The sequence below is a fragment of the Pectobacterium aroidearum genome (assembly GCF_015689195.1).
Lineage (GTDB): Bacteria > Pseudomonadota > Gammaproteobacteria > Enterobacterales > Enterobacteriaceae > Pectobacterium > Pectobacterium aroidearum.
Genome location: NZ_CP065044.1, coordinates 2652862 through 2675705 on the forward strand (window position 1 = coordinate 2652862; position 22844 = coordinate 2675705).

20 protein-coding genes are annotated in these 22844 nt (G+C 52.7%); 6 read left to right on the plus strand and 14 right to left on the minus strand.

Annotated features, from left to right (window positions below; genetic code table 11):
* Nucleotides 1–37: 37 nt before the first annotated feature.
* From I2D83_RS11860 to I2D83_RS11885, 6 genes are all read right to left on the minus strand, one after another.
* Nucleotides 38–358: a helix-turn-helix domain-containing protein gene (locus tag I2D83_RS11860; protein WP_181846864.1), complete on the minus strand. Its 321-nt coding sequence runs from the start codon at nucleotides 356–358 to the stop codon at nucleotides 38–40.
* Nucleotides 351–740, minus strand: coding sequence for a type II toxin-antitoxin system RelE/ParE family toxin (locus I2D83_RS11865; protein WP_205946575.1), 390 nt, complete (start codon nucleotides 738–740; stop codon nucleotides 351–353). The genes I2D83_RS11860 and I2D83_RS11865 overlap by 8 nt, the downstream gene beginning before the upstream one ends.
* 89 nt (nucleotides 741–829) lie before the next feature.
* On the minus strand, nucleotides 830–1654 hold the full coding sequence (locus I2D83_RS11870) for a MetQ/NlpA family ABC transporter substrate-binding protein (RefSeq protein WP_181846866.1): 825 nt from the start codon (nucleotides 1652–1654) through the stop codon (nucleotides 830–832).
* 304 nt (nucleotides 1655–1958) lie between these two features.
* Nucleotides 1959–3071, minus strand: a complete 1113-nt coding sequence (menC, locus tag I2D83_RS11875; protein ID WP_015840446.1) for an o-succinylbenzoate synthase — start codon at nucleotides 3069–3071, stop codon at nucleotides 1959–1961.
* A gap of 41 nt (nucleotides 3072–3112) precedes the next feature.
* Nucleotides 3113–3772 carry a methionine ABC transporter permease gene (locus I2D83_RS11880; protein WP_015840447.1) on the minus strand — a complete coding sequence of 220 codons (660 nt, stop codon included), beginning with the start codon at nucleotides 3770–3772 and terminating at the stop codon, nucleotides 3113–3115.
* Complete coding sequence (locus I2D83_RS11885; protein ID WP_180779657.1) at nucleotides 3765–4787, minus strand: methionine ABC transporter ATP-binding protein; 1023 nt, start codon at nucleotides 4785–4787, stop codon at nucleotides 3765–3767. Before I2D83_RS11885 ends, I2D83_RS11880 begins: the two co-directional genes overlap by 8 nt.
* Before the next feature lie 557 nt (nucleotides 4788–5344).
* Between I2D83_RS11885 and I2D83_RS11890 the strand changes: the two genes are divergently transcribed.
* From I2D83_RS11890 to I2D83_RS11895, 3 genes are all read left to right on the plus strand, one after another.
* Entirely contained in the window at nucleotides 5345–6688 is a 1344-nt protein-coding gene (locus tag I2D83_RS11890) for an acid phosphatase (protein WP_205946576.1), read from the plus strand.
* A 436-nt stretch (nucleotides 6689–7124) separates the two neighbouring features.
* A complete protein-coding gene (locus I2D83_RS22365) occupies nucleotides 7125–7574 on the plus strand; it encodes an MCP four helix bundle domain-containing protein (protein ID WP_241007217.1) in 450 nt (149 codons plus the stop codon).
* Between the two features lie 30 nt (nucleotides 7575–7604).
* The gene (locus I2D83_RS11895; RefSeq protein WP_241007218.1) at nucleotides 7605–8651 is read left to right on the plus strand and encodes a methyl-accepting chemotaxis protein; all 1047 of its coding nucleotides are present in this window, start codon (nucleotides 7605–7607) and stop codon (nucleotides 8649–8651) included.
* 33 nt (nucleotides 8652–8684) lie between these two features.
* Here the strand turns inward: I2D83_RS11895 and I2D83_RS11900 are convergent, their stop codons facing one another.
* From I2D83_RS11900 to I2D83_RS11935, 8 genes are all read right to left on the minus strand, one after another.
* Nucleotides 8685–9989, minus strand: coding sequence for an aspartate aminotransferase family protein (locus I2D83_RS11900; protein ID WP_205946577.1), 1305 nt, complete (start codon nucleotides 9987–9989; stop codon nucleotides 8685–8687).
* Nucleotides 9986–11110, minus strand: a complete 1125-nt coding sequence (locus tag I2D83_RS11905) for a phosphotransferase (protein ID WP_205946578.1) — start codon at nucleotides 11108–11110, stop codon at nucleotides 9986–9988. Before I2D83_RS11905 ends, I2D83_RS11900 begins: the two co-directional genes overlap by 4 nt.
* Complete coding sequence (locus I2D83_RS11910; protein ID WP_015840453.1) at nucleotides 11103–11837, minus strand: SDR family NAD(P)-dependent oxidoreductase; 735 nt, start codon at nucleotides 11835–11837, stop codon at nucleotides 11103–11105. The genes I2D83_RS11905 and I2D83_RS11910 overlap by 8 nt, the downstream gene beginning before the upstream one ends.
* A gap of 547 nt (nucleotides 11838–12384) precedes the next feature.
* Nucleotides 12385–13203 (minus strand): ABC transporter permease, encoded by an 819-nt coding sequence (locus I2D83_RS11915; protein ID WP_015840455.1) that lies wholly within the window; start codon nucleotides 13201–13203, stop codon nucleotides 12385–12387.
* A 36-nt stretch (nucleotides 13204–13239) separates the two neighbouring features.
* Nucleotides 13240–14508 carry an ABC transporter permease gene (locus I2D83_RS11920; RefSeq protein WP_205946579.1) on the minus strand — a complete coding sequence of 423 codons (1269 nt, stop codon included), beginning with the start codon at nucleotides 14506–14508 and terminating at the stop codon, nucleotides 13240–13242.
* Nucleotides 14509–14550: 42 nt separating this feature from the next.
* The gene (locus tag I2D83_RS11925; protein WP_205948179.1) at nucleotides 14551–15639 is read right to left on the minus strand and encodes an ABC transporter substrate-binding protein; all 1089 of its coding nucleotides are present in this window, start codon (nucleotides 15637–15639) and stop codon (nucleotides 14551–14553) included.
* 364 nt (nucleotides 15640–16003) lie between these two features.
* Nucleotides 16004–17476, minus strand: coding sequence for an NAD-dependent succinate-semialdehyde dehydrogenase (locus I2D83_RS11930; RefSeq protein ID WP_205946580.1), 1473 nt, complete (start codon nucleotides 17474–17476; stop codon nucleotides 16004–16006).
* Nucleotides 17477–17486: 10 nt separating this feature from the next.
* Nucleotides 17487–18752: a 4-aminobutyrate--2-oxoglutarate transaminase gene (locus tag I2D83_RS11935; protein WP_205946581.1), complete on the minus strand. Its 1266-nt coding sequence runs from the start codon at nucleotides 18750–18752 to the stop codon at nucleotides 17487–17489.
* Between the two features lie 153 nt (nucleotides 18753–18905).
* On the opposite strand from I2D83_RS11935, the gene pdxR reads away from it, so the two are divergent.
* The 3 genes from pdxR to I2D83_RS11950 all read left to right on the plus strand — a co-directional run bounded on the left by pdxR (nucleotide 18906) and on the right by I2D83_RS11950 (nucleotide 22808).
* Nucleotides 18906–20399: a MocR-like pyridoxine biosynthesis transcription factor PdxR gene (gene pdxR / locus I2D83_RS11940; RefSeq protein WP_205946582.1), complete on the plus strand. Its 1494-nt coding sequence runs from the start codon at nucleotides 18906–18908 to the stop codon at nucleotides 20397–20399.
* 190 nt (nucleotides 20400–20589) lie between these two features.
* Entirely contained in the window at nucleotides 20590–21684 is a 1095-nt protein-coding gene (locus I2D83_RS11945; protein WP_180779666.1) for an ABC transporter ATP-binding protein, read from the plus strand.
* Between the two features lie 371 nt (nucleotides 21685–22055).
* Entirely contained in the window at nucleotides 22056–22808 is a 753-nt protein-coding gene (locus I2D83_RS11950) for a hypothetical protein (protein WP_181838222.1), read from the plus strand.
* The last annotated feature ends 36 nt before the right edge of the window (nucleotides 22809–22844 follow it).

The following is a 22844-nucleotide window of genomic DNA, read 5'->3' on the forward strand; positions in this document are numbered from 1 at the left end:
GGCCACTGAACATAATTTATCTTTCATCACAGTAGCATCAGAGAATAGCACTTAACCCTTTTCTCTCAATTACCTCAAGTATTCGTAACGCCGCCCCAGTTGGTGAGCTTACTCCACGTTCCCACTTCTGAACGCTATTAGCCGACATATTAATGATACCCGCCAGTTGGCTTTGACTAATTTTTTCACGCTCACGAATGGCTCGAACTCTACTTGCATCCATGCTGGCGCGTGATTCCGTCTTTCGACTTTCCGCAACCAAGCGGTTGATAGCCTCAAGATCGACGTCGCTGACCGTACCTGCGGCATGTTGGCGCTGAATCATGCTCTGTATATTTAACAAGCGCTTATCAACCATTTATCACCTCAACAAGCTCTTTGTTTTTAAGGTCTATTTCAAGATCGGCATCAGATTTGTTTTTAAACACCGTTGACGCAATTTTAAAAGCAGCCAATACATCATCGGGGATTTCTTTCCCGCGCGTTGATACCGTGTTTTTCTCCCATCCCTCAAAGAAAAACACGTTACCTGCACGATGATAAGCCACTATTGTTCGTGCGCCACCACGTTTACCCAGACCAGTAGCAATTCGTTTCTTATACACACCGCCACCTAGACCCCCTTTATCTGGATTATCAATAATATCAGTCGCAATATCACGTAACTGCTGATCGGTTATGCCTGATTTTCTACGAGATTTATCGTAGTGACGCGCAACAAAAATCCTTTTTTGTCCCATTCTTTTCCCATAAAAGATTGCCCGATATTACTATGGTAATCACTACCATAGTAATATCGGGCAATCACGTCAATCAATGCAGGTATCGTTTACTCGGCGTGCGTGCCTTTCTTCATCCACTCAGGTTTCTGGAACGCGTGGAACATGGAGTTTTTATCTTCAAAGAACGCGGCGAATTCCGGAGATTGAACGGCGGCTTTCAGGTCCTGAGCAAACGGTTTGTCGGCATCTTCTGCACGCACGACAATCATGTTTTTCAGATCTTCCGGCAGCACATCTAACTGAATTGCGTCAGACAGATTCAGACCAGCAGAAATCGCGAAATTGGCGTTAATCAGCGAACCGGTTACGCCACCCAGCGCGCGCGGCAGCTGTGCGGCTTCCAGCGGTTTAAAGACCAGACCTTTCGGGTTTTCAGTGATATCACGCAGCGAGGCTTTAGTCGGTGTAATCTCTGGATTGATCTTGATCAGGCCGTATTTTTGCAGGAAATCCAGCGAACGTGCCAGATTGGACGGATCGTTTGGCAGCGTGACGATATCGCCCGCTTTCAGCTCATTCAGCGAGCGGACTTTATTGGAGTAAAAGCCCATGCTGGCCGTCGGTACGGTGATCACTTCCGCCAGTTTCAGCCCTTTATCCGCACTGAAGCGGTCAAGGTAGCGGCGGTTTTGGAACAGGTTGGCGTCGATACTTTTGTTCGACAATGCCAGGTTCGGCTGGATGTAGTCGCTGAATTCGCGCACTTTTACGTCGTAGCCTTTTTTCACCATCTCCGGTTTGATCGCTTTCGTGACCATATCACCGTACGGCCCCGGCGATACGCCGATGGTGATTTCTTTGCCTGAATCTGCTGCGTAAGCCTGAGAAATGCCCAACGCCAGCATGAGTGGAATAAGTTTTTTCAATCGCATCGTCGCGTTCCTGTCTGTCCGATTTAGTCAGTGTTTACCGTTTTGCTAACGGCATTCTCGTTATTGTTATATAGAGCGCCAGCACAGGGCTAAGCTCGAGATACCGGGAGCGGCCACAGTGTGAGGTATCCCTACGGGAACCTCATCACCGTGTTTCTCCCTAAATCCATACTCTTATGCCCTGTGTGGCATCGCTCATTATTTTTTTCTATTTTTATAACGTTATTCCCTGGTGTTGGATAACGTTTTACTGCTCACATGTTTTACTAAAAAAGCTTACTAAAAAATCGTTAATCAACATCCGTTAAAACAAAAAGGTTTCCTGTCCGTAGCAATATTTGTCATACAGTTCAGGGTTGATATCGAAGCCGATTCCCGGCTTATTTGGCACCGCAACACAGCTGTCTTTGTCTAATTCGACAAATGGAAGCATGAAGTCTTCATGCCAGTAGCGGGAAGACGGTGGAATATCGTGCGCGTAGATAAAGTTCGGCAGTGTTGATACCGCAATGTTGTGCGCTTTACCGACTGCCGTATCCAGCATGCCGCCGCACCACACCGGAATATTGTGCGCCTGACAGTAATCATGAATCAGCTTGGTTTCGGTAATACCACCGACACGAGCGACTTTAATATTGATAATCTTGGCGCTACCCAGCTCTATTGCCTTACGCGCGTCTTCTACCGACGCAATACTTTCATCCAGACAGATAGGCGTATTCACTGCGGCCTGAAGTTTACGGTGGTCGATAATATCGTCATGTGCCAGCGGCTGCTCAATCATCAGCAGATTGAATTTATCAATCCGCTTAAAGAAATCGATATCGTCCAGCGTGTAGGCGGAATTGGCATCCACCATCAGCGTAATATCACCAAACGTCTGGCGCAGCGCCGCAATATAGTCGTAGTCTTTTCCCGGCTTGATTTTTATTTTGATGCGTTTGTAGCCTTCCTTCAGGAAATTATCGACCACGCTGACTAATTTATCCGGCGTTTCCTGAATACCGATGCTGACACCCGCTTCGACTTTATCCCGTACGCCACCCAGCAGTTGATGTAGCGGTACGCCTTTTATTTTCGCGTAAGCATCCCAAATACCGCCTTCGATTGCCGCTTTGGCGCAGTTATTACGCTTTACCGGCGCGAAAATATCGCGCACCTGTGATGGGTGCTCAATATCTCCGGCCTGCTTAACCATCGGGATCAGGAAGTCACGCATAATATGCCACGCGGTGACGTTGGTTTCTTCGTTATAAAACGGCAGAGAAATTGCCGAGCAATCGCCGTAACCAATATGTCCACCCGCGTGAACTTCCGCGATGGAGAAGTGTTTCTCCGTCTGCGTCGCAAAGCTGGTAGTAAATGGCGTTTTCAGCGCCATTTTCATTTTTCTTAATACAATTTTGTCTATTTTCATGACATCTCTCTGCTGCCCTGAATACCCTATTCTGTCGTGGTTTAGCGGCGTTCGCGCTTATTCGCCCGTCGTGATAGCAAATCACCCAGCGTTTGTACAATCTGCACCAGCACCACCAACGCAATCACGGTCACGACCATCACTTCGGTTTCATAACGGTAATAGCCGAAGCGGATCGCCAGATCGCCCACACCGCCGCCGCCGACAATTCCGGCCATCGCCGAGTAGCCAATCAGGCTGACCAGCGTGATCGTCAGACCGCGTAATAACCCCGCCAGCGCCTCCGGCAACAGCACAGTGCCGATGATACGCGTTGGACTGGCACCAAAGGCCTCCGCCGCTTCCACAATACCCGGATCGACTTCACGCAGCGCGGAATCCACCAGTCGAGCATAAAAGGCAATCGCCGCCACGGACATCGGCACGGCCGCTGCCACTGGCCCTATCGTGTTCCCCAGCAGAAACTGGGTTAATGGCAACAGCAGCACCAGCAAGATCACAAACGGAATCGAACGGATAATATTTACCAGAACGGTCGAAACCAGATAGATAAAACGGTTCTGCCAGAATAAATGACGATCGGTCACATAAATCGCGATACCTAACGGTAGGCCGAATATCACCGCACAAAGCGTTGAAATACACACCATCGTGAAGGTTTCACCGAAGGCGAAAACTAATTCACCAAATAACTCAGCCATTGATGACCTCCACCCCAAAGGTATTCTGTCGAATATAAGCAATAGCGGCGGCGAGGTTATCCGCCGTCGGATCGTCACGGTATGAAATCTGGGCGATAATATGCCCCAGCGCGCGATCGTTAATGTATTCAATATTGCCGTGCAGAATATTTACCGATACCTGAAACTGCTGTGCCACATCGGATAATATCGGTTGTTCTACCGAATCATCGGCGAAGAGTATTTTCAGCAAGACGCCTTTATTATTCTGCTTAAAGCGTTCAGGTAATTCGACCGGACTGGTATGGCTAACCAGCTGTTTGGTGTAGGCATGCTGAGGCGAAGAGAAGATCGTAAAGACGTCGCCCTCTTCCACAATATTGCCGCCCGTCATCACCGCCATGCGCTGACAAATGCTTTTAATCACGCTCATTTCATGGGAAATCAGCACGATCGTGATGCCTAATCGAATATTGATACTTTTCAATAAAGCCAGAATTGAGGCTGACGTTTCCAGATCCAGTGCCGAGGTGGGTTCATCGCACAGCAGCACTTCGGGATGGTTAGCAATCGCGCGGGCGATGCCAACACGCTGCTTCTGCCCACCGCTCAGTTGCGCCGGATAAGATGTCCCTTTGTCCTGCAACCCAACCAGCGCCAGAATTTCCGGCACGCGTGAGGCAATCTCTTCTTTGCTCTTCCCCGCGGCACGCAGGCTGAACGCCACGTTGTCATACACATTACGGGTGTGCATCAGATTAAAATGCTGGAATATCATCCCGATACGCTGCCGATGCTGACGCAGTTCGCGGCCAGACGCATCGCTAATCAGCGTATCGCCCAGAAACACGCGTCCTTCAGTTGGACGCTGCAATAAATTGATTGTCCGCAGCAGCGTACTTTTCCCCGCGCCGCTGGTGCCGACAATCCCAAAAACTTCACCCTGTTGAATGGTCAGGTTGACGTTGTTTACCGCTCTGGACTGTGCTGCTTTGCCGGCGGGAAAATCAACGCTCACGTTTTCTAACCGAATCATTACCTGACTCACTCCTGCTGACTGACTATTTTAAGAGATATAACGGTGGCATACGCAAGGTAAGCCTGTTTGATGTAGGGAAGCCTGTGTTTGTGGGTAAAGTCATTTCTCATTAGCGGGCGTTAAGCCTATCCCACGGAACTGTTTCACTTGTTATGTTGAACAGAGATAGGCTCTTCATCGCCTTTTTGCATTGAGGAATAACCGGGCTATTTATGGCTGCCATTTTTGTTATAATTAGATTAATTCTTTATAAATCAATAAAATATTAAAAAATATTCGTCTGTTTAAGTTAGAGAGAAATGAGCTTTGCGTCAATGATAAAAAAAGCAAATCACCTTTCTGTTTTTTAGAAACTTTTTTATGTCTTTTTCTTCTATATAGGTTACCGCTGCCTTCGGTTATCGCCATACCCATCACGACATCACCAAACATAACAAATCATGATAATTCGTTGATAAGCATCTCAAAATATATCCTGAAACATTACTATCACAATCAGCGCCTAGCCTGATCCCGCACTGAAAACGTTTATCTTCCCGATTAAGGATGCCACCATGCGTTATCGCTCTATGCTGCTACCGGCGACCAAAACATTACCCGCGCTCAATATCTTATCGGCGTTCAAACGGCTGCCTGTTGCTGGCCTTTTTCTGTTCCCCCTCTATGGCGTGGCGGCTCCGGCTCAGCCAGATAACGCGAGTATCAGCGCCATTGTCGATACCACCACGCAGGCCAGTAACCGTCCTCACGTGATTGAACTGGAACAATCCATTCAGGCTGCGCTGCGCAAAGCGATCCAGGGAGAGGCGCCACAGCTTACCCGAGCGCAGTTAGAGCAGGCGAGAGAAACGCCACAAATGGCGGATATCGATTGGCTCAACAACAGCGGTTATGACTTCGCCGTGAAAGCCAACCAGCAGGCGGGCATTGCGCTACTGGAATCCTTCTCACACCTTTCCACCGATGTGTTACAACAAAACACCGCTATTGTGACGCGCATTAATCGCGAAGCCACCACCGGGCAGCGCGAACAGGCACTGGTGGATGCAGAGGGTCAGGGGTATCTCTATTATCTGGCTGATGCGCTGGGCCCACGCTTGGGCAAGGTCTTCATTAACGCGTATAACCACGGTGAAATACGCAAGGCAGCCGTTTTACTCAAGCTATCCGCCGTCAGTACGTCCGCGGCTAAACAGCATTTTAACTATCCGCGCCCTTTCCTCCAGCCGAACAACACCATTCATCTGGTGCCGGATACCGCCGTGATTGGCGATAATAAGCCCTACACGGCTTCCGGCGGCGCATTCCCGAGCGGGCATACCAACACCGGCTACACCGATGCGTTGCTCTTAGCGGAAATGATCCCTGAGCGTTTCGTCCCGTTAATCGATCGCGGCGCGCGCTATGGCTATTCACGCATCGTACTGGGCGTACATTATCCACTGGATGTAATCGGGTCACGGATGCTGGCCGAACGTAACGTGGCGCATTACCTCAACGATCCACAGTATCGCCGACTGTTTGAACAGGCGAAGACGGAGTTGCGCAGCGCGCTAGAGAAGGCCTGTGGTACGACGCTGAGCGCCTGCGCCAAGAGCGCTCCACAGGACGACCCCTACGCCGCGCCGGAAATGAAGACATTTTATCGCTACACGATGACCTACGGCCTACCGGCGCAACCCGGTAAAGCGTCTCCGATTAGCGTTCCCGAAGGTGCAGAAGTCCTGCTCGAGCCCGTGCTTCCACATCTCTCCGCCGCCGAGCGAAAAAACCTGATGGTGAAAACCGCGCTGGCTGACGGTTACCCACTTTCCGGTGCGCCGGGCGACAAAGGCACGCAAAATTTCTGGCAGCGCCTCAACTTGCATGACGCCGTGCAGTCAGCACAGCGCCGCTAACGGATCCCTCTTCTTCGCGTTTTCTAACGCGGGGAAGAGGAACGCCACAGGCAGATAATATTTAATTACGGAAATTCATTATCATTATTATCTTCACTCGGTGTCGTTTCACTTTTTTTAAAAATTAATGATTCTTTTTTTTAAAACCGCCCCTCTATGAAGAAATGATAACTCTACAGTCGTACCTTCATAGCGCATCTTCACGATTATTCCACGCTTTTAGCTGTAACGGTAACTTTCCAGGCAGGATAATATTTTAATGGTTATTTGCGTATCAGCATAGAATAGCGATCGCTTTGTAAATCAATGTAAATCGACGCTGTTACAAGTCCCCTAATGCCATTTTTTAATTTTAGTTCACCTCAATATAAACCTTATCTTTTCTCCGTCGATATAGAAATACCGCTCCTTATTCGGGAGTCATTTAGAGGTACTTATGAGCATTAAACTTAAATTAATTTCGGTTATGTTGTTAATGGCATTATTGCTTTTGGTTGTCTCTTTGATTGGGTTATTTGGCATGAATAATACCAACCAGTCGATGAAAACCCTGTACCAGGACAGGCTGATCGCACTGGGCTATCTGGATAATATCACCAGACAGGTGAACAACGTGATGTTTGAAATCGCCAGCATTGACCTCTCTCAACCGAACAATGTGAAGACCGGGCTAGCGCACATCGAAGACGCACAGAAAATTTATAATGAGCAATGGGACTTATACAGTAAGACGTATTTAACGGGCGAAGAAAAAATATTAGAAGAACAGTTTGCAGTATTATATAAGCAATACAATGATAAAGTCGTTGTTTCCGCCATCAATGCAATACATAAAAATGACAAAGATGCATTAGAATATATTATCAATCACACATTAAAAAGCTAATACGCGCCGCTACAAAAAACAGCAGACCAGTTGATTAAATTACAATCTGATGTGGGTCAGACACTCTATTCCGAATCACAAAGTAGTTTCAGTAATCTATTATTTTTCGTAGTCATTACGCTTCTTGTCGGCGTCGTTATCGTTGCCTTATCCGGCTGGCGGTTGATTATGTCGATTGCCGTACCGATAAAAAATGCGGTGGATTTAGCAAGAAAAGTCGCAAGCGGCGATCTGACGCATCGCATCGCGATTACCTCGCGCGATGAAATGGGACAATTGCAAACCGCACTGCGGGAAATGGTGCTGAACCTGACGGATATCGTTGAGCGTGTACACAGCAACGCAGACATCATTGCAACTGCATCAAGCCAGATCAGCAGTGGCAACATCGACCTCTCCTCCCGAACCGAGCAGCAGGCCAGTTCGCTGGAAGAAACGGCGGCGTCAATGGAGCAGATGACCTCCTCTGTTAAACAGAACGCCACTCATGCTGCCCACGCCAGCCAACTGGCAACGACCGCCTCGCAGCGCGCCGTTGATGGCGGCAAGATGATGGGCGATGTGACCAATGCCATGCAACAGATGGTGTCATCCGCAGAAAAAATCACCAATATCATCAGCGTGATCGACGGTATTGCGTTCCAGACCAACATTCTTGCACTGAACGCCGCCGTGGAAGCCGCTCGGGCGGGCGAACAGGGACGAGGCTTTGCCGTCGTCGCAGGCGAAGTCCGCACGCTGGCACAGCGCAGTGCCAGCGCGGCGAAAGAGATCAAAGAACTGATCGGGACGTCCGTCGAGCAGGCAAACCTCGGTCACACCGTCGTCATAGACGCAGGCGGCACGATTCAGAGCGTCGTAGAGGACATCAAACGGGTTGCATCGCTGGTGACCGAAATTTCCACCGCCAGCCATGAACAAAGTCTGGGCATAGGACAGATTAATACCGCGATTTCGCAGATGGAAACGGTCACGCAGCAGAACGCCGCACTGGTTAACGAGGCCGCCGCTGCCGCCGGTTCATTGTCCGAACGTGCAGGTGAACTCAGCCACGCCGTTGCGGCGTTCCGCATCTAACCTTCCCGCATTTTACTGCACCCGCGTAATCGGTTATCTCGGCGCGCGGGTGCTGTCGGTTAGCGTTAAGACATCGCTCAACGTGGTTAAAAACACATCGGCGTGTTCTTCCTGAAACACCAGCGGCGGGCGAATTTTCAGCACGTTCGCCGCGGGCCCTGTCGCGCTGATCAACACGCCGCGCTGGCGCATCGCATTCACCACCTGCAATGCAGATTCACTTGCTGGCGTTTTGCTTTCACGATCGTTGACTAGCTCTACACCGATAAACAGGCCGTAAGCCCGAATATCGCCGAGCAGTGGAAAGTCCTGCGCCAATTGCTGTAACCCTTGCCGCAGATAATGCCCCACTCGCTGAGCGTTCTGTTGCAACTGCTCTTCCCGAATCACTCTCAGTACCGCGTGCGCCGCCTGACAAGAAACCGGATTGCCGCCGAACGTATTGAAATAACGAACTTCTCGCCCGAATGCCTCGAACAATGCGGAACGCCCAACCAGCCCGGCGATAGGATGCCCGTTGCCCATCGGCTTCCCTAAACTCACCAAATCCGGGACGACACCGTGACGCGCAAAGCCCCACATTGACTCCCCGGTGCGACCAAAGCCCGGCTGCACTTCATCCGCGATAAACAATCCGCCAGCCTGGCGAATCAGCGCCGCCGCCTGTGCCATTTCGCCTTCCGGCGCACAGAACACCCCGTCGCTGGAAAAAATGGTATCCACCAGCAGCGCGGCAGGACGAATACCTTCCTGCTGCATCTGTGCCAGCGCCTCACGAATACTGGTAAGAAATGCGCCGGGCTGACGATAGGAATCTGGTGCGGTAATCAGCTTCACATGATTACCGCGCGCCACGCCATCCCCCAACGACGGCGACAGCTCCGCCAGCGCACTGGTCACGCCGTGGTACGCCCAGCGCGTCACCAGGACGCCCGTTCCCCCCGTGATGTGGCGGGCAATGCGCAACGCCAGATCGTTGGCCTCACTGCCGGTACAGGTCAACATCACGTTATTTAGCTCGGCGGGAAATTCGCTGAGTAAATCTTCCGCAAAATCGACAATGGCTGAGTGCAAATACCGCGTGTGGGTGTTGAGCTGAGCGCTTTGCCGTGCCATCGCCTCCACCACCACCGGGTGACAATGCCCGACCGAGGCCACATTGTTATAGACATCCAGATAACGTTTCCCCTGATGATCGAACAGCCACACACCCTCGCCGCGCACAACATGCAGCGGTTCTTCATAAAACAGGCGGTAACCGCTGCCCAATACCCGCTGACGACGTGCCAGCAACGCTTCTGTCGTTGTCATTTCAGGCGTGATATCTCTCTGACTCATAGCATGTCCTCCGGGCAAACCTGCTGTAGGCGAGTCACAAACTGCGCATGGGAATAGGTCGCGATGCGCTGCAAACTGTGCCAACAGCGCGGAACATTACGCAGCAGATATTCCCGATTGTCGGGATAGCGTGATGCTCGCCACTGGGCAATCGTCAGGGTCAGCGCCATGCGGGTCGCAATCAAATCCGGCAACAGTGCGATCTCCTCCGGTGCTAACGGCCTGTGCTGGTGATACGCGGCAATAAACGGCACCACATGTTCCAGCAGATCGGCGCCATCGCCAACCTGATACGCCAGCGCTGTCGCGACTTCGCAGATTAACGGGGCGAATACGGCGTCGCCAAAATCGATAATGCCGGTCACTCGTGTCGGTGACGCCCCATCGACCAGCACATTATGCGGATTCAGATCGTTATGAATGACCTGACGGCGCAACGTCATCAATTCGGGCGCGACGCGGCTGTCATAGCGATCAAAAATGCGCCGAAGATGCTGATGCTGCTGTCGTTCAGAAATAAAATCGAGGTAAGGACGCACCTGCTCTGCACGGCTGATATCCCACAGCAGCGAACGGTTCGCCGCCGGATGCGTAAAGCCGTGAAGCGCATTATCCAACTGCGCCAGTGTGCTTCCCAACTGCGGCATCAATGCCGTGGAAGGCTCAGCTAGGTACTGCGGCGTACCTGCCAGATAGCTCACCAGCCGCACGCGCAGCAGTACGCCACCCATTTCAACGCACGTTTCCGCCTGACCCGCGAGAGTCAGCCTGATTCGCGGCACGGGCAGCTCAGGTGCCTGCTGAGCAAGATGCAGCAGCAGCGCAGTCTGGAAATCGCTGACGTCGGCAGGTTCCGCCGCGTTGATCACCTTCAGCATATAGCGTTCATCTGGTGTGACCGTCAGGCAGAAATTCATATCGCGCTCTCCCTGAAGCAGCGCCATCTGCCCGGACAAACCATATTCTTGCTGGGCAATGGCCAGCGCCTGCTGGCAGGAAACCTGCGGCACGGCCTGCGTCATCAGGTCGTCGCTATGCGATACCGCCTCGGCAAACACCGGCTGATTGGACGCAGAAGATTGGAACATGGGAGAAAATGTCGTGAGCCGTCCGTCAGACATGCTGCCCTCCGTTAACGTGGATTTCCGCGCCGTTGACATAAGACGCACCGGAGGTGCAGAGAAAATAGATCAGGCTTGCCACCTCTTCGGGTTTACCTAAGCGTTGCATTGGCACCTGCCGTTCAATGATGTCATCCGTGCCGGGTGACAGAATCGAGGTTTCAATTTCCCCCGGCGCAATCGCATTCACGCGAACGCCATGCTGACCAAAATCAAACGCCATTTCCCGCGTCAGCGCGGACAGCGCCGCTTTTGAGGTGGCATAGGCAACACCAGCAAAAGGATGAACGCGCGATCCGGCAATTGAGGTCACATTAATCACACAGCCCTGTGATGCTTTTAGCTCGTCAAACAGGCCGTTTGCCAACAGTGCGCAGGAAAACAGATTGACGTTGAAGACCCGCAGCCAGGTCGCATAGTCCGTGTCGCGCACGCCCAAACGCTGCCCGCCTTCCCCCTTTGGAGAAATCCCTGCGTTATCGACCAACGCATCCAACCGTCCACCCAGTTTTTCCTTAATCAGCGGCAGCGTCTGTTGCAGGCTGTCGATATCTTCCAAATCGAGATGAATGTGGTTAAGCAACTTTTCCGCCCACGGGCACTCTTCCGCCCAGTTCTGACGCGACGCGGTAAAGATCCGCCACCCCGCCGCGTGGAAATGCTTAACGGTGGCATGCCCGATTCCCCGGCTGGCACCGGTCAGCAAGAGTGTTTTTTGTGCTGTCATACCGAACCTCCTGAGTCTTTGTAGACGATGCATCAAAACGGTGTTTGATGCATCATAAATTGAGTTTTAAAAAAAGCTGAAAAAATTTCAGCAAAAAACGATCGTTCCCCTTGACGAAATGCGCTCTTAAACACATTTTTATGCCGAATCAGAGAGCGTTTCGTGCGCGACAGCACTGCCATTTCATGCAACTTCGTAGCACGCGCCCGACGCAGGGCGGCTCAATCGCCGTCGCCCTGCGAACCCTGGCTTCCGGCTAAATTATGCCGCTGCGCGGTGCCATCGGTGTTCATGAGCACTATTCGAGCCACCAGTGACGCGTTCCCTACGCGACACTGGCTTTCGCGGCATCCATGCCGCTCACTCGGTACTCATGCCCACCGCTGCATAATTTCTTACGCCGGATAACTACTCCCCATTGTGCTGTGTATTACGTGTGCAAGAAACGACACACGAAGGGAGAAATAAGCTATCAACGCGCACGAAACACACCACCAACACTAAACAAGAATTACGGGGCACACCCTAGCGTGGTGTGGTTACCACCTTAGCCCCCACTCCGTAAACGCTCCGAGCGGCGGCGCAGGATTTCCATCACGATCAGCAGGATAAGCGCAGCACCCACCATCATGGTCGCGGCAGCGGCGATCGTCGGGTCGAGGTTCTCGCGGATGCCAGCAAACATCTGTAGCGGTAGCGTACGCTGGCGCGGGCTGGCGAGAAACAGCGTGACGATCACTTCATCAAACGACGTCGCAAAGGCAAAAAGCGCCCCGGAAAACACGCCGGGTGCAATTAGCGGAAACGTCACCTTGCGAAAAGCCAGCAGCGGCGAAGCACCTAGACTCGCGGCAGCGCGCGTCAGGTTGTGATCGTAGTTCTTCAATACCGCCGTGACCGTAATCACCACGAACGGCACGCCCAGCATCGCATGTGCCAGTACCAAACCCAGATAGCTGTTCAACAGCGACAGTTTGGCAAAGAAGAAAAACATCCCTACCGCAACAATCACCACCGGTGCAATCATCGGTGAAATCAGTACCGCCATCACCAGCGATTTACCGCGGAACTCACCGCGCACCAGCCCGACGGATGCCAACACGCCGAGTACCGTCGCCAATAGCGTCGCTAGCGGAGCAATCAGCAGACTGTTGCCCAGTGCACCCAGCCACTCGCTGGAGTTAAAAAACTCTCGATACCAGCGCAGGGAAAACCCCGTCAGCGGATAGCTCAGAAACGAACCGGCATTAAACGAAAGCGGAACAATCACCAACACAGGGACAATCAAAAACAACAGCATCGCCGCCCCGTAGAAATTAAAGAAGGTATTCCACAGACGGATAACCACTTCACCCTGCTGTCTCATTTGCTATCTCCCAATATAAAGTTACGGATATCGAGCCTAGTGCGCCGCGGCTTCCGCATTGGTGCGCGTTACCCGGATGTACACCACGTACAGTAGCGTCACGATAATCAGCAGTTGTGTCCCTAACGCGGCCGCCATTCCCCAGTTCATGGTGGTGTTAGTAAAGAACGCGACAAAGTAGCTCAGCATCTGGTCGCTCGGCCCGCCTAACAGCGCTGGCGTAATGTAGTAGCCAATCGCCATCATAAAGACCAGCAGCGCTCCTGCCGTCACACCGGCGTAGGTTTGCGGCACATAAACCCGCCAGAAGGCGATAAACGGATGCGCACCCAGTGAGACCGCCGCCCGCACATAGTTCGGGGAAATGCCTTTCATCACCGCGTACAGCGGCAGAATGAAGAACGGTAATAGGATGTGGGTCATCGAGATGTAGACACCGATACGGTTAAATACCAGCACCAGCGGTTCATCGATAATGCCGATATTCATCAGCGAACGGTTGATCAATCCACCGGACTGCAACAGCACAATCCAGCTCGCGGTGCGAACGATCAGTGATGTCCAGAACGGCAGCAGCACCAAAATTAGCAACAGATTGGCGCGATTAGAGGGCTGCTTCGCCAGCCAATATGCCAGCGGGTATCCGAGCCCCACGCACAGCAGTGTTACCACGCCCGCCATCAGCAGCGTGCGCAGCAGCACGTCCACATACAGCGCCTGATCGGCTGGCTGTGGGACGATTTGCTGCGTGGTGGCATCAACTTTATGGTCAAACACCGCCAACAGGTAATAGCTGGTAAAAGGCCGCGCCGCACGATCGAACGTTTTCCAGGTCGCTAATTCTCCCCACATCGGCTGCTCACGGATCAGTTGATCACGCACGTCGCTGCTGCCCTCTATGGGCAGCTTGCGCAATGTGCGGGTAATCAGCGTGCGGTATTCCGCGCCTTCATACCCTAGCCGTTTGGTAATCGTGCTTAACTTACCGCTGCTGCGGGCATCGCGCAGATCGCCGACCAGCGCCCGAAAGACGGTTTCATCCGGCACATCGTTGCCCGACCATTGCCGCATCGCGGCAATGGTCTGTGGCATATTGTCGCGCAATTCCGGATTGGAGACGCTTTTCCCCAAAATCGAGGTGATCGGGAAGAGAAAACTCACCACGATAAACAGAAACAGCGGTGCAATCAGCAGCAGAGAGCGTTTTTTATAGGCTTTCTGCGCTAGCCACAGTTGCTGCTTCAAGGTCGAATTTTCCTCGTTTCCGCCAGACGGCACAGCGGCGGCGATATCGCTCTGGGACATAGGCTCTTTCTCCATCATCACGTACGGTCAATCACTACGGCCTTACTGCGCGGCCCAGGCGTTAAAACGTTGCTCCAGTTCTTCACCGTGGTCGATCCAAAACTCTGTATCTACCTGCAAGGCCTGTGCCAAATTCTCAGGCGCAGTCGGAAGATTGGCGGCGACAGCTGGCGTTAGCAGACTGGTGGTTTTGATGTGCGTCGGGCCATAGGGAATGTTCTCGGCGAATACTTTCTGGTTTTCCGGCTGGTTGGCAAACGCAATAAACTGCTCCGCCAGTGCCTTATGCTTGGAGCCTTTGACGATTGCCCAGCTATCCAGATCGTAAATGCTGTCGGCCCAGACAATCTTGAAATCATGCCCTTCTTTCTGCGCCGCTGAGACGCGACCGTTATACGCGGACGTCATCACCACATCGCCCGACACCAGCCATTGCAGCGGCTGGGCACCAGATTCCCACCACTGAATATTGGATTTGATCTGATCCAGTTTCTTAAAGGCACGATCGACGCCCTCTGGCGTCGCCAGCACCTTATAAAGATCGTCACGTTTCACGCCATCAGCCAACAGCGCGATTTCCAGCGTAAATTTGGCGCTTTTACGCAGCGCACGCTTTCCGGGATATTCTTTTACATTCCAGAAATCAGCCCAGCTTTTCGGTGCCTGCTTCAGCTTCTGCGCGTTATAGGTCAAGACGGTTGACCACAGGAAAATTCCCGCGCCGCACTCGGTGACCGCCCCTTTGACAAACTGGGATTGATCGCCCAGCTTTGACCAGTCCAGCGGCTCAAATAATCCCTCGTTACAACCACGCATCAGCTCAGGACCTTCGACTTCCACGACGTCCCAGCCTACCTGCCCGGTTTCCACCATCGCCCGGATACGCGCCATTTCACCGTTGTACTCACCGGCTTCGACCGTACCTTTACCCGCAGCGGCGAACGGTTTGTAAAATGCCTTATCCTGCGCGTCCTTGTTTAATCCGCCGAATGAGATCACCGTGACGGACTCCGCCTGCGCCTGACAGGCCATCGTCACCAGAAAAGCCGTGGCCGCAATTTTCTTCAGCGCCTGACGTCCCTTTGCTTTGGGCGTGTTATTGAATGTGAACCTGTTATTAAATGTGAACATCATTTCGCTCCTGGAGTGGTAGTCAACGTAAAGGTCAAATGCGTATCACTATTAGCGCACGCTATTTCTTGCGCATCATTTTTGATGCATCATGTATCAAAATAATCATGCCAAAAAATATGAGCATAAATTGTGCCAATTCAAAAATTTTATTGATGTTTTACTACAGCGGCGGCGGGAACGGGGATGAGAAGCATCAGGAGGAGACGACCATCCTTTACACCTGATGAGACTTCGCCATTTTTGCCATATTGTGGTGCACGCTGATATTGCCTTGCACCACCTAAACGCATTGCGCGTTTGGTATCCGCGTGCCGATATCGACTATCGACACGCGTTTCTTACCGATGATCTAAGCGATGTGTTACCGGGAAAGATCGACACAGAGGTATTTCATTTCCAGATAGTCTTCGATACCGAATCGTGACCCTTCACGCCCCAGCCCAGACTGTTTCACGCCACCAAACGGCGCGACTTCGTTCGAAATCAGGCCGGTATTGATGCCGACCATGCCGTAGTCCAGAGCTTCCGGCACCGTCCACTGGCGCACGGCATCACGCGTGTAGACATAGGCTGCCAGCCCAAACTCGGTATCGTTCGCCATCGCAATCACCTCCGCTTCATCGCTGAAATGGAACAGCGGTGCCACAGGTCCGAATGTCTCTTCACGGGCAAAACGCATGTCGCGCGTCACCCCGCCGACGATGGTTGGTGTGAAGAACGTGCCACCCAGCTCATGGCGTTTGCCCCCCAGCAGCAGCGTTGCTCCGTGCGATAGCGCATCGGCAATATGTTGCTCAACCTTGCTAATCGCATCGGCATCGATCAGTGGTCCCTGCGTCACACCCGGCTGCGTACCCTCACCGACCTTCAACTTGCGCACTTCCTCTACCAGTCGTTCGACCAGCGCAGGATAAATACCCTCTTGCACGTAGATGCGGTTGGCGCAGACGCAGGTCTGCCCGCTGTTGCGGAACTTGGAGGCCAGAATGCCTTTCACCGCCAGATCCACATCGGCATCATCGAACACGATAAACGGCGCGTTGCCACCCAGTTCCAGCGACAGCTTTTTCACCGTTGGCGCGCTTTGCGCCATCAGGATGCGACCGACTTCCGTGGAGCCGGTGAAGCTCAGTTTGCGCACCACTGGACTATCGCAGAGCACCTTGCCGACCGACTGCGCGTCACCGACGATGACCTGCAACACGCCGCGCGGAATACCGGCCTGCTGCGCCAGTTCCGCCAACGCCAGCGCGGTAAACGGCGTCTGTTCAGCAGGTTTGACGATCATCGTGCAGCCCGCCGCCAGCGCGGGCCCGACCTTACGGGTAATCATCGCCGCCGGGAAATTCCACGGCGTAATCGCCGCACACACGCCGATGGGCTGCTTGATGACCAGCAGGCGCTGTTGCCCTTGTGGCGATTGCAGCACGCTGCCTTCAATACGTTTGGCCTCTTCCGCAAACCAGTCGATAAAGCTGGTGGCGTAGGCGATTTCACCCCGTGCTTCCGCCAGCGGTTTGCCCTGTTCCGCCGTCAGCAGCGCAGCCAGATCGTCCTGATTATCCATAATCAGGCGCGCCCACGCCTGCAACAACGCGGCACGTTCTTTCCCCGTCTTTTTACGCCACTCAACCAGCGCCTGTTCAGCTGCGGCAATCGCCTGCTCAGTTTGTGACACCGTCACTAACGGTACACTACCCAGCACCTCACCCGTCGCCGGATTCGTGACATCCAGACGTTCACCGTTGTGGCTGTCTTGCCACTCGCCGTCAATCAGGCAGTGTTGGCGGAATAACGCTTGCTGTTTTAGCGGTATAGTTGCTTTCTGTTGCATAGTTTCTCTTCTATCGTGTAAATACGCGCGTCAGGATGCTCATGGCCTTACTGAACTGATCGTCAGGCACCGTTAACGGATACAGGAAACGAATCACGTTGCCATGTACACCGCAGGTCAGCAGCAGCAGACCAGCTTCCAACGCACTTTTCTGAAATTGACGGGTCACCTCCGCCGACGGTTTTCCGGTGTGCGGATCGTTAAATTCCGCCGCCACCATCGACCCCTGCGCACGAATCGCTACCAAGGCCGGACACTGCGCTTTGATTTTCTCCAGCGTTTCCACCAGCGCAGCACCCAGACGCTGTGCCCGCTGGCACAATTTCTCTTCTTCAATCACGTCCAATACCGCCAGCGCGGAAGCCACCGACAGCGGGTTCCCCGCATAGGTGCCGCCCAGCCCACCCGGCGCAGGTGCGTCCATGACATCAGCACGACCGACGACGCCGGAGATCGGGAAACCGCCGCCCAGACTTTTTGCCATCGTGATCAGATCCGCTTTCTCCGTGTAATATTCCATCGCGAACAGCTTGCCGGTACGGGCAAAGCCCGTCTGAACTTCATCAGCAATCAGCAGGATGCCATGCTCATCGCACAGTTTACGTAGCCCGCTAATAAAGGCCGGTGGCGCGACGTTGAAACCACCTTCGCCCTGCACCGGCTCCAGCAGAATGGCGGCCACCTGATCGGCGGCGATATCGGTATGCATCAGACGTTCAACGCTTTCCAACGCCTGCTCAACGGTAATGCCGTGCTGTTCACTGGGGTAAAGCGCGTGGAAAATGGAGCCGGGGAACGGCCCGAATCCTGTAGAGTACGGTGCCACTTTGCCCGTTAGCGTCATGGTCAGCAGTGTGCGGCCGTGAAACGCGGCGTTGAAGGCAATCACGCCGGGGCGTTTGGTGTAGGCGCGAGCAATTTTCACCGCGTTTTCCACCGCTTCGGCTCCGGTGGTAAAGAACGTAGTCTTTGCCGCGCCTTCAATCGGCGCCAGCGCATTGATGCGTTCGGCAAGGGTAACGTAGCTGCCGTAAGGCACAATCTGGTAGGCCGTATGGGTAAAGCGATCCAGTTGCTCGCGCACCGCAGCAACAATTTTCGGATGACGGTGGCCGGTGTTCAGTACCGCAATCCCGGCAGCGAAATCGATAAATTCTCGACCTTCAACATCCCACAGGGTGCTATTTTCCGCACGCTCAGCATAGAAGTCACACATGACGCCCACACCACGCGGCGTGGCGGCCAGACGGCGTTGATTCAGTTCGCTATTCTTCATGGTCTGCTCCGGTATCCCAAACACATCGGTTAGTCGTTGAACGATGGTGAGTCGAACGATGATTGTTAGTGTAGTTGCAAGATGATGATGTCATTTAGACGCGAGATGGTTCTATAATCCAGTGCCAGTTTTGAATATTTGAAGGATCCACTTTTGCGCTCACTTCTGACCGACTTATTGCTTCAGCGTTTAGCCAACCAGCAAGACGGTGCGCTAAACAAGCGTTTGTACGACTGCATTCGGCTAGCGATTCTTGATGGCGCGATTGCCGCTGGCGAGCGTCTGCCGTCGTCGCGCGATCTGGCGCAGCAGCTATCGCTGTCACGCAATACCGTACTGACCGCTTACGAACAGCTCCTGGCAGAAGGCTATATTGATGCGCGCAAAGGAAGCGGGACATTCGTCACGGAACAGTTGCCCGATGGCAATATGCAACCGGTGAGCAGCGACAGCGCCGGAGAAATCCGTGAACCTAAACATGAATTATCGCGTCGCGGTATGCATCTGCTGGGTTATGCCGGCGCCTCCGCCCGCCAATGGGGCGCGTTTATGCCGGGCATCCCGGATATCGCCAGCTTTCCTCACGATTTGTGGCGACGGATTCAGACGCGACTGACGCGCCGCGTTCGTCCCGAACAGCTTTCCTATTCACCGATTGGTGGCTGTCCCGAACTGCAACTCACTCTGGTGGATTATCTGCGCGTCGCCCGCTCCGTCAAATGCACGCCGGAGCAGATTCTGATTACCGAAGGCACGCATCAGGCGATGGATCTGCTGGCTAAAATGCTGTGCAACCCCGGCGATTTGGCGTGGATTGAAGATCCCTGTTACTGGGGGATTCGCAATGTTCTGACGATTAACGGCCTGCGAGTCGCCCCCGTTGATGTCGATGAACAAGGGCTGGCACCGCCGGAAACGCTGGCACCCGACGCCGTTCCACGCCTGATTTGCGTGACACCGTCACATCAATATCCACTGGGCGCGGTGATGAGTCTGGCACGGCGTCAACGCCTGCTGGCACTGGCGCAGGAGCACGGTTGTTGGGTGGTGGAGGATGATTACGATAGCGAATTCCGCTTCTCCGGCAGCCCGATCCCCGCGCTGCAAGGGCTACAGGCGCAATCACCGGTGATCTACATCGGCACATTCAGCAAAACACTCTACCCCGGTCTGCGTGTCAGCTACATGGTGCTGCCTCCGCTGCTGGCGCAGTCGCTAAAGACTGCACATTCCGAACTCTATCGCGGCGGTCACTGGCTCACACAAGCGACGCTCGCGCAGTTTATCCACGAAGGCCACTACGCCGCACATATCCGCCGTATGCGCCTGCTCTACGCCCGACGCCGCGCGCTATTGACGTCGTTGATTGAACAACATCTGGGCGCGGATTACGTTGGAGACAACAGCAACGCCGGGCTGCATATGCTGCTCAGCCTGCCTCCTCATATCGACGATGTCGTGCTAAGCGCGGCAATCTTGCGCCGTGGCGTGATGGTTAAACCCCTCTCCAGCTACTACCTGCAACCGACGCAACAGCGTGGTTTATTACTGGGCTACGCCAGCGTGGAAGAGAGCCAAATGACGCAGGCGTTTTCCGTGATTGTGGCCTGTATTCAGGCGCTGAATACGCGCCATTCCGACGTCTGATCGCCCTCGTTTTCATCTGAGCCAGCACGCACCGTTACGGTGCCATTTGCGTCAACACGCCCCATCACAGGGCATCTGTGGTAGTGAACGATCGCGTTTTAGTGCATTGCGCGCGGTATTTTCTGTTCGCTTAGCATCCGGCATGGTTTATGCATTCTTATGAATAACAGTGACTGCCGGAGAGTGAAAAATGAGAAATTATGTCAGCTTCAGGAATGTTCAGAAGACCTATGACGGCGACCGCCTGATCGTCAAAAACCTCAATCTGGATATCCGTGAAGGTGAATTTCTGACCCTGCTTGGGCCATCCGGCTCGGGAAAAACCACCAGTTTGATGATGCTCGCCGGGTTTGAAACCCCGACGCAGGGCGAAATTCTGCTGCGCGATGCGCCGCTGCACCATCTTCCACCACACCAGCGTGACATCGGTATGGTATTTCAGAACTACGCCCTGTTCCCACATATGACCGTGGCAGAGAATCTCGCCTTTCCATTGTCCATCCGTCGCCTGAACCGCGCCGACATCAAAGAGAAAGTGGATCGGGTTCTGGATCGCGTGAAACTCACCAGCCTGGCCGACCGCTACCCCGCGCAGATGTCCGGCGGCCAACAGCAGCGTGTGGCGCTAGCCCGCGCGTTGGTTTTCGAGCCTAAACTGGTGCTGATGGATGAACCGCTGGGCGCGCTGGATAAACAGCTGCGCGAGCATATGCAGTTGGAAATCAAGGAGCTGCATCAGTCGCTGGAGTTAACCGTGGTGTACGTCACCCATGACCAGAGCGAAGCGATGACGATGTCCAATCGCGTCGCCGTGTTTAACGATGGCGTGATTCAGCAGATGGATAGCCCCAGCGATATCTACGAAAAACCGGAAAACGCCTTTGTGGCGCAGTTTATCGGCGAAAATAATACGCTGCTCGCCACACGCGCCGAGGCCGAAGGCGCATTCTACCGGGCAACACTGGACGACGGCACGTCACTGCGTGCGCTGAAAGTCCGCCCCAGTTCGCCGGGTCGAAAAATTACGCTTTGCATCCGTCCGGAACGCGTTCACGTCAACGCGCCCCACGTCGACGACGGCATGCAGCAGGTCAAAGCCCGCATTCAGCAGTTCATCTATCTGGGCGATCACGTCCGGATGATGACGGAAGTGGCTGGCCAACCGCAATTCATGGTGAAACTCCCCGCCAGCGAGATTCAGCCGCACTGGAAAGCCGGCACCGAAGTCAACTTGTCATGGCAGCCAGAGCACCTGCGCGCGCTGGATAGCATCATCACGCATTAACTGACAAAAGCACGGATATGAATCGCACGCAGTGCGCAAAAATGGGCGCACTGCTTTTTACCTCACCCCGTCACTCTTGCTCTCTGACCATCAGTATTAACCATAATCACCTTCCCCACGCCCCTTCATATACAATTTGAATAATGACCGATATTCTCTAAGGTTATTTAGACTCGATAATATACCTACTAAAAAAGCATTTTGTGGATAAAGAATTTAGCATATACGTCATAATATTTTCGGAAAAATGAATATTTTTAAATAAACTGAAGGAAAATCCCGGTAAAGAATAATATAAAAACCACAATAGAAGGTGCAATAAAATCGCAGGAAATACAACCATAAGTAAAATGATTAAAGGATTTCTCATTATGCTTTCAGCATATAATACCCCCCCCATTATAAAAACATTTTACCGCCCCATAGAGGTTGCTATTCGTTGGAGTCAATTAATGTCATCAGAGTCTGAAATACTTGATAAATTCGATAATAACCCGCTCACTTTCTTACATTCCTCTACTCAAACATGGCCAAACCTATCATTAAACCACGAAAGAGTGATTGATGGACTCATCAATGGAGAACTGCGGCATAGCAAACGCGGAATTACTAGTTCAACCCCCATAGACTTAAGCGATCCCGATTTATCAATTCGTCATGTCGATCTAAAAAACTGGATGATGTCATATTATCCAAATGAGAAACCCGACTTTTTGTTCTCTCCAGAGGAAAAAATCCCCGCGATAACTATAAATATAAATTCGGTGCAAATTCTTTTAGCCGAATTAGAGGTGATGCGTATAAAGAACAACAATCTTGAAACCCAGAATAATAATATACAAAACGATTACCTTTCACTAAAAGCTACTTGCGCATCAGCGATGTTGAATTCAACACAGTCCGCACTGGGAGAACGGAGCGAAAGTACATATCTGACAGTGATTGGGGCGTTAATTAGCTTATATAATCAACATTCACCTTCAGGCCAGGCATATACGCTTTTTACCTCTCAGGATGCGGTGATTTCCGCTTTAATTGCTCACTATGGCGATAAAAGGGGCATTTCCAAAAGCACGCTTGAAAACAAGTTCGCTCAGGCAAAACGTCTGCTCAATAACTCATAGTTTTTACCCTTACCGGGGTCTACTCCACCCCAGCTA

Excerpts from the sequence above, each read along its gene's own strand:
- I2D83_RS11860 (WP_181846864.1), bottom strand. The coding sequence starts at position 358 with ATGGTTGATAAGCGCTTGTTAAATATACAGAGCATGATTCAGCGCCAA.
- I2D83_RS11865 (WP_205946575.1), bottom strand. The coding sequence starts at position 740 with ATGGGACAAAAAAGGATTTTTGTTGCGCGTCACTACGATAAATCTCGT.
- I2D83_RS11870 (WP_181846866.1), bottom strand. The coding sequence starts at position 1,654 with ATGCGATTGAAAAAACTTATTCCACTCATGCTGGCGTTGGGCATTTCT.
- menC (WP_015840446.1), bottom strand. The coding sequence starts at position 3,071 with ATGAAAATAGACAAAATTGTATTAAGAAAAATGAAAATGGCGCTGAAA.
- I2D83_RS11880 (WP_015840447.1), bottom strand. The coding sequence starts at position 3,772 with ATGGCTGAGTTATTTGGTGAATTAGTTTTCGCCTTCGGTGAAACCTTC.
- I2D83_RS11885 (WP_180779657.1), bottom strand. The coding sequence starts at position 4,787 with ATGATTCGGTTAGAAAACGTGAGCGTTGATTTTCCCGCCGGCAAAGCA.
- I2D83_RS11890 (WP_205946576.1), top strand. The coding sequence starts at position 5,345 with ATGCGTTATCGCTCTATGCTGCTACCGGCGACCAAAACATTACCCGCG.
- I2D83_RS22365 (WP_241007217.1), top strand. The coding sequence starts at position 7,125 with ATGAGCATTAAACTTAAATTAATTTCGGTTATGTTGTTAATGGCATTA.
- I2D83_RS11900 (WP_205946577.1), bottom strand. The coding sequence starts at position 9,989 with ATGAGTCAGAGAGATATCACGCCTGAAATGACAACGACAGAAGCGTTG.
- I2D83_RS11905 (WP_205946578.1), bottom strand. The coding sequence starts at position 11,110 with ATGTCTGACGGACGGCTCACGACATTTTCTCCCATGTTCCAATCTTCT.
- I2D83_RS11910 (WP_015840453.1), bottom strand. The coding sequence starts at position 11,837 with ATGACAGCACAAAAAACACTCTTGCTGACCGGTGCCAGCCGGGGAATC.
- I2D83_RS11915 (WP_015840455.1), bottom strand. The coding sequence starts at position 13,203 with ATGAGACAGCAGGGTGAAGTGGTTATCCGTCTGTGGAATACCTTCTTT.
- I2D83_RS11920 (WP_205946579.1), bottom strand. The coding sequence starts at position 14,508 with ATGTCCCAGAGCGATATCGCCGCCGCTGTGCCGTCTGGCGGAAACGAG.
- I2D83_RS11925 (WP_205948179.1), bottom strand. The coding sequence starts at position 15,639 with ATGTTCACATTTAATAACAGGTTCACATTCAATAACACGCCCAAAGCA.
- I2D83_RS11930 (WP_205946580.1), bottom strand. The coding sequence starts at position 17,476 with ATGCAACAGAAAGCAACTATACCGCTAAAACAGCAAGCGTTATTCCGC.
- I2D83_RS11935 (WP_205946581.1), bottom strand. The coding sequence starts at position 18,752 with ATGAAGAATAGCGAACTGAATCAACGCCGTCTGGCCGCCACGCCGCGT.
- I2D83_RS11945 (WP_180779666.1), top strand. The coding sequence starts at position 20,590 with ATGAGAAATTATGTCAGCTTCAGGAATGTTCAGAAGACCTATGACGGC.
- I2D83_RS11950 (WP_181838222.1), top strand. The coding sequence starts at position 22,056 with ATGCTTTCAGCATATAATACCCCCCCCATTATAAAAACATTTTACCGC.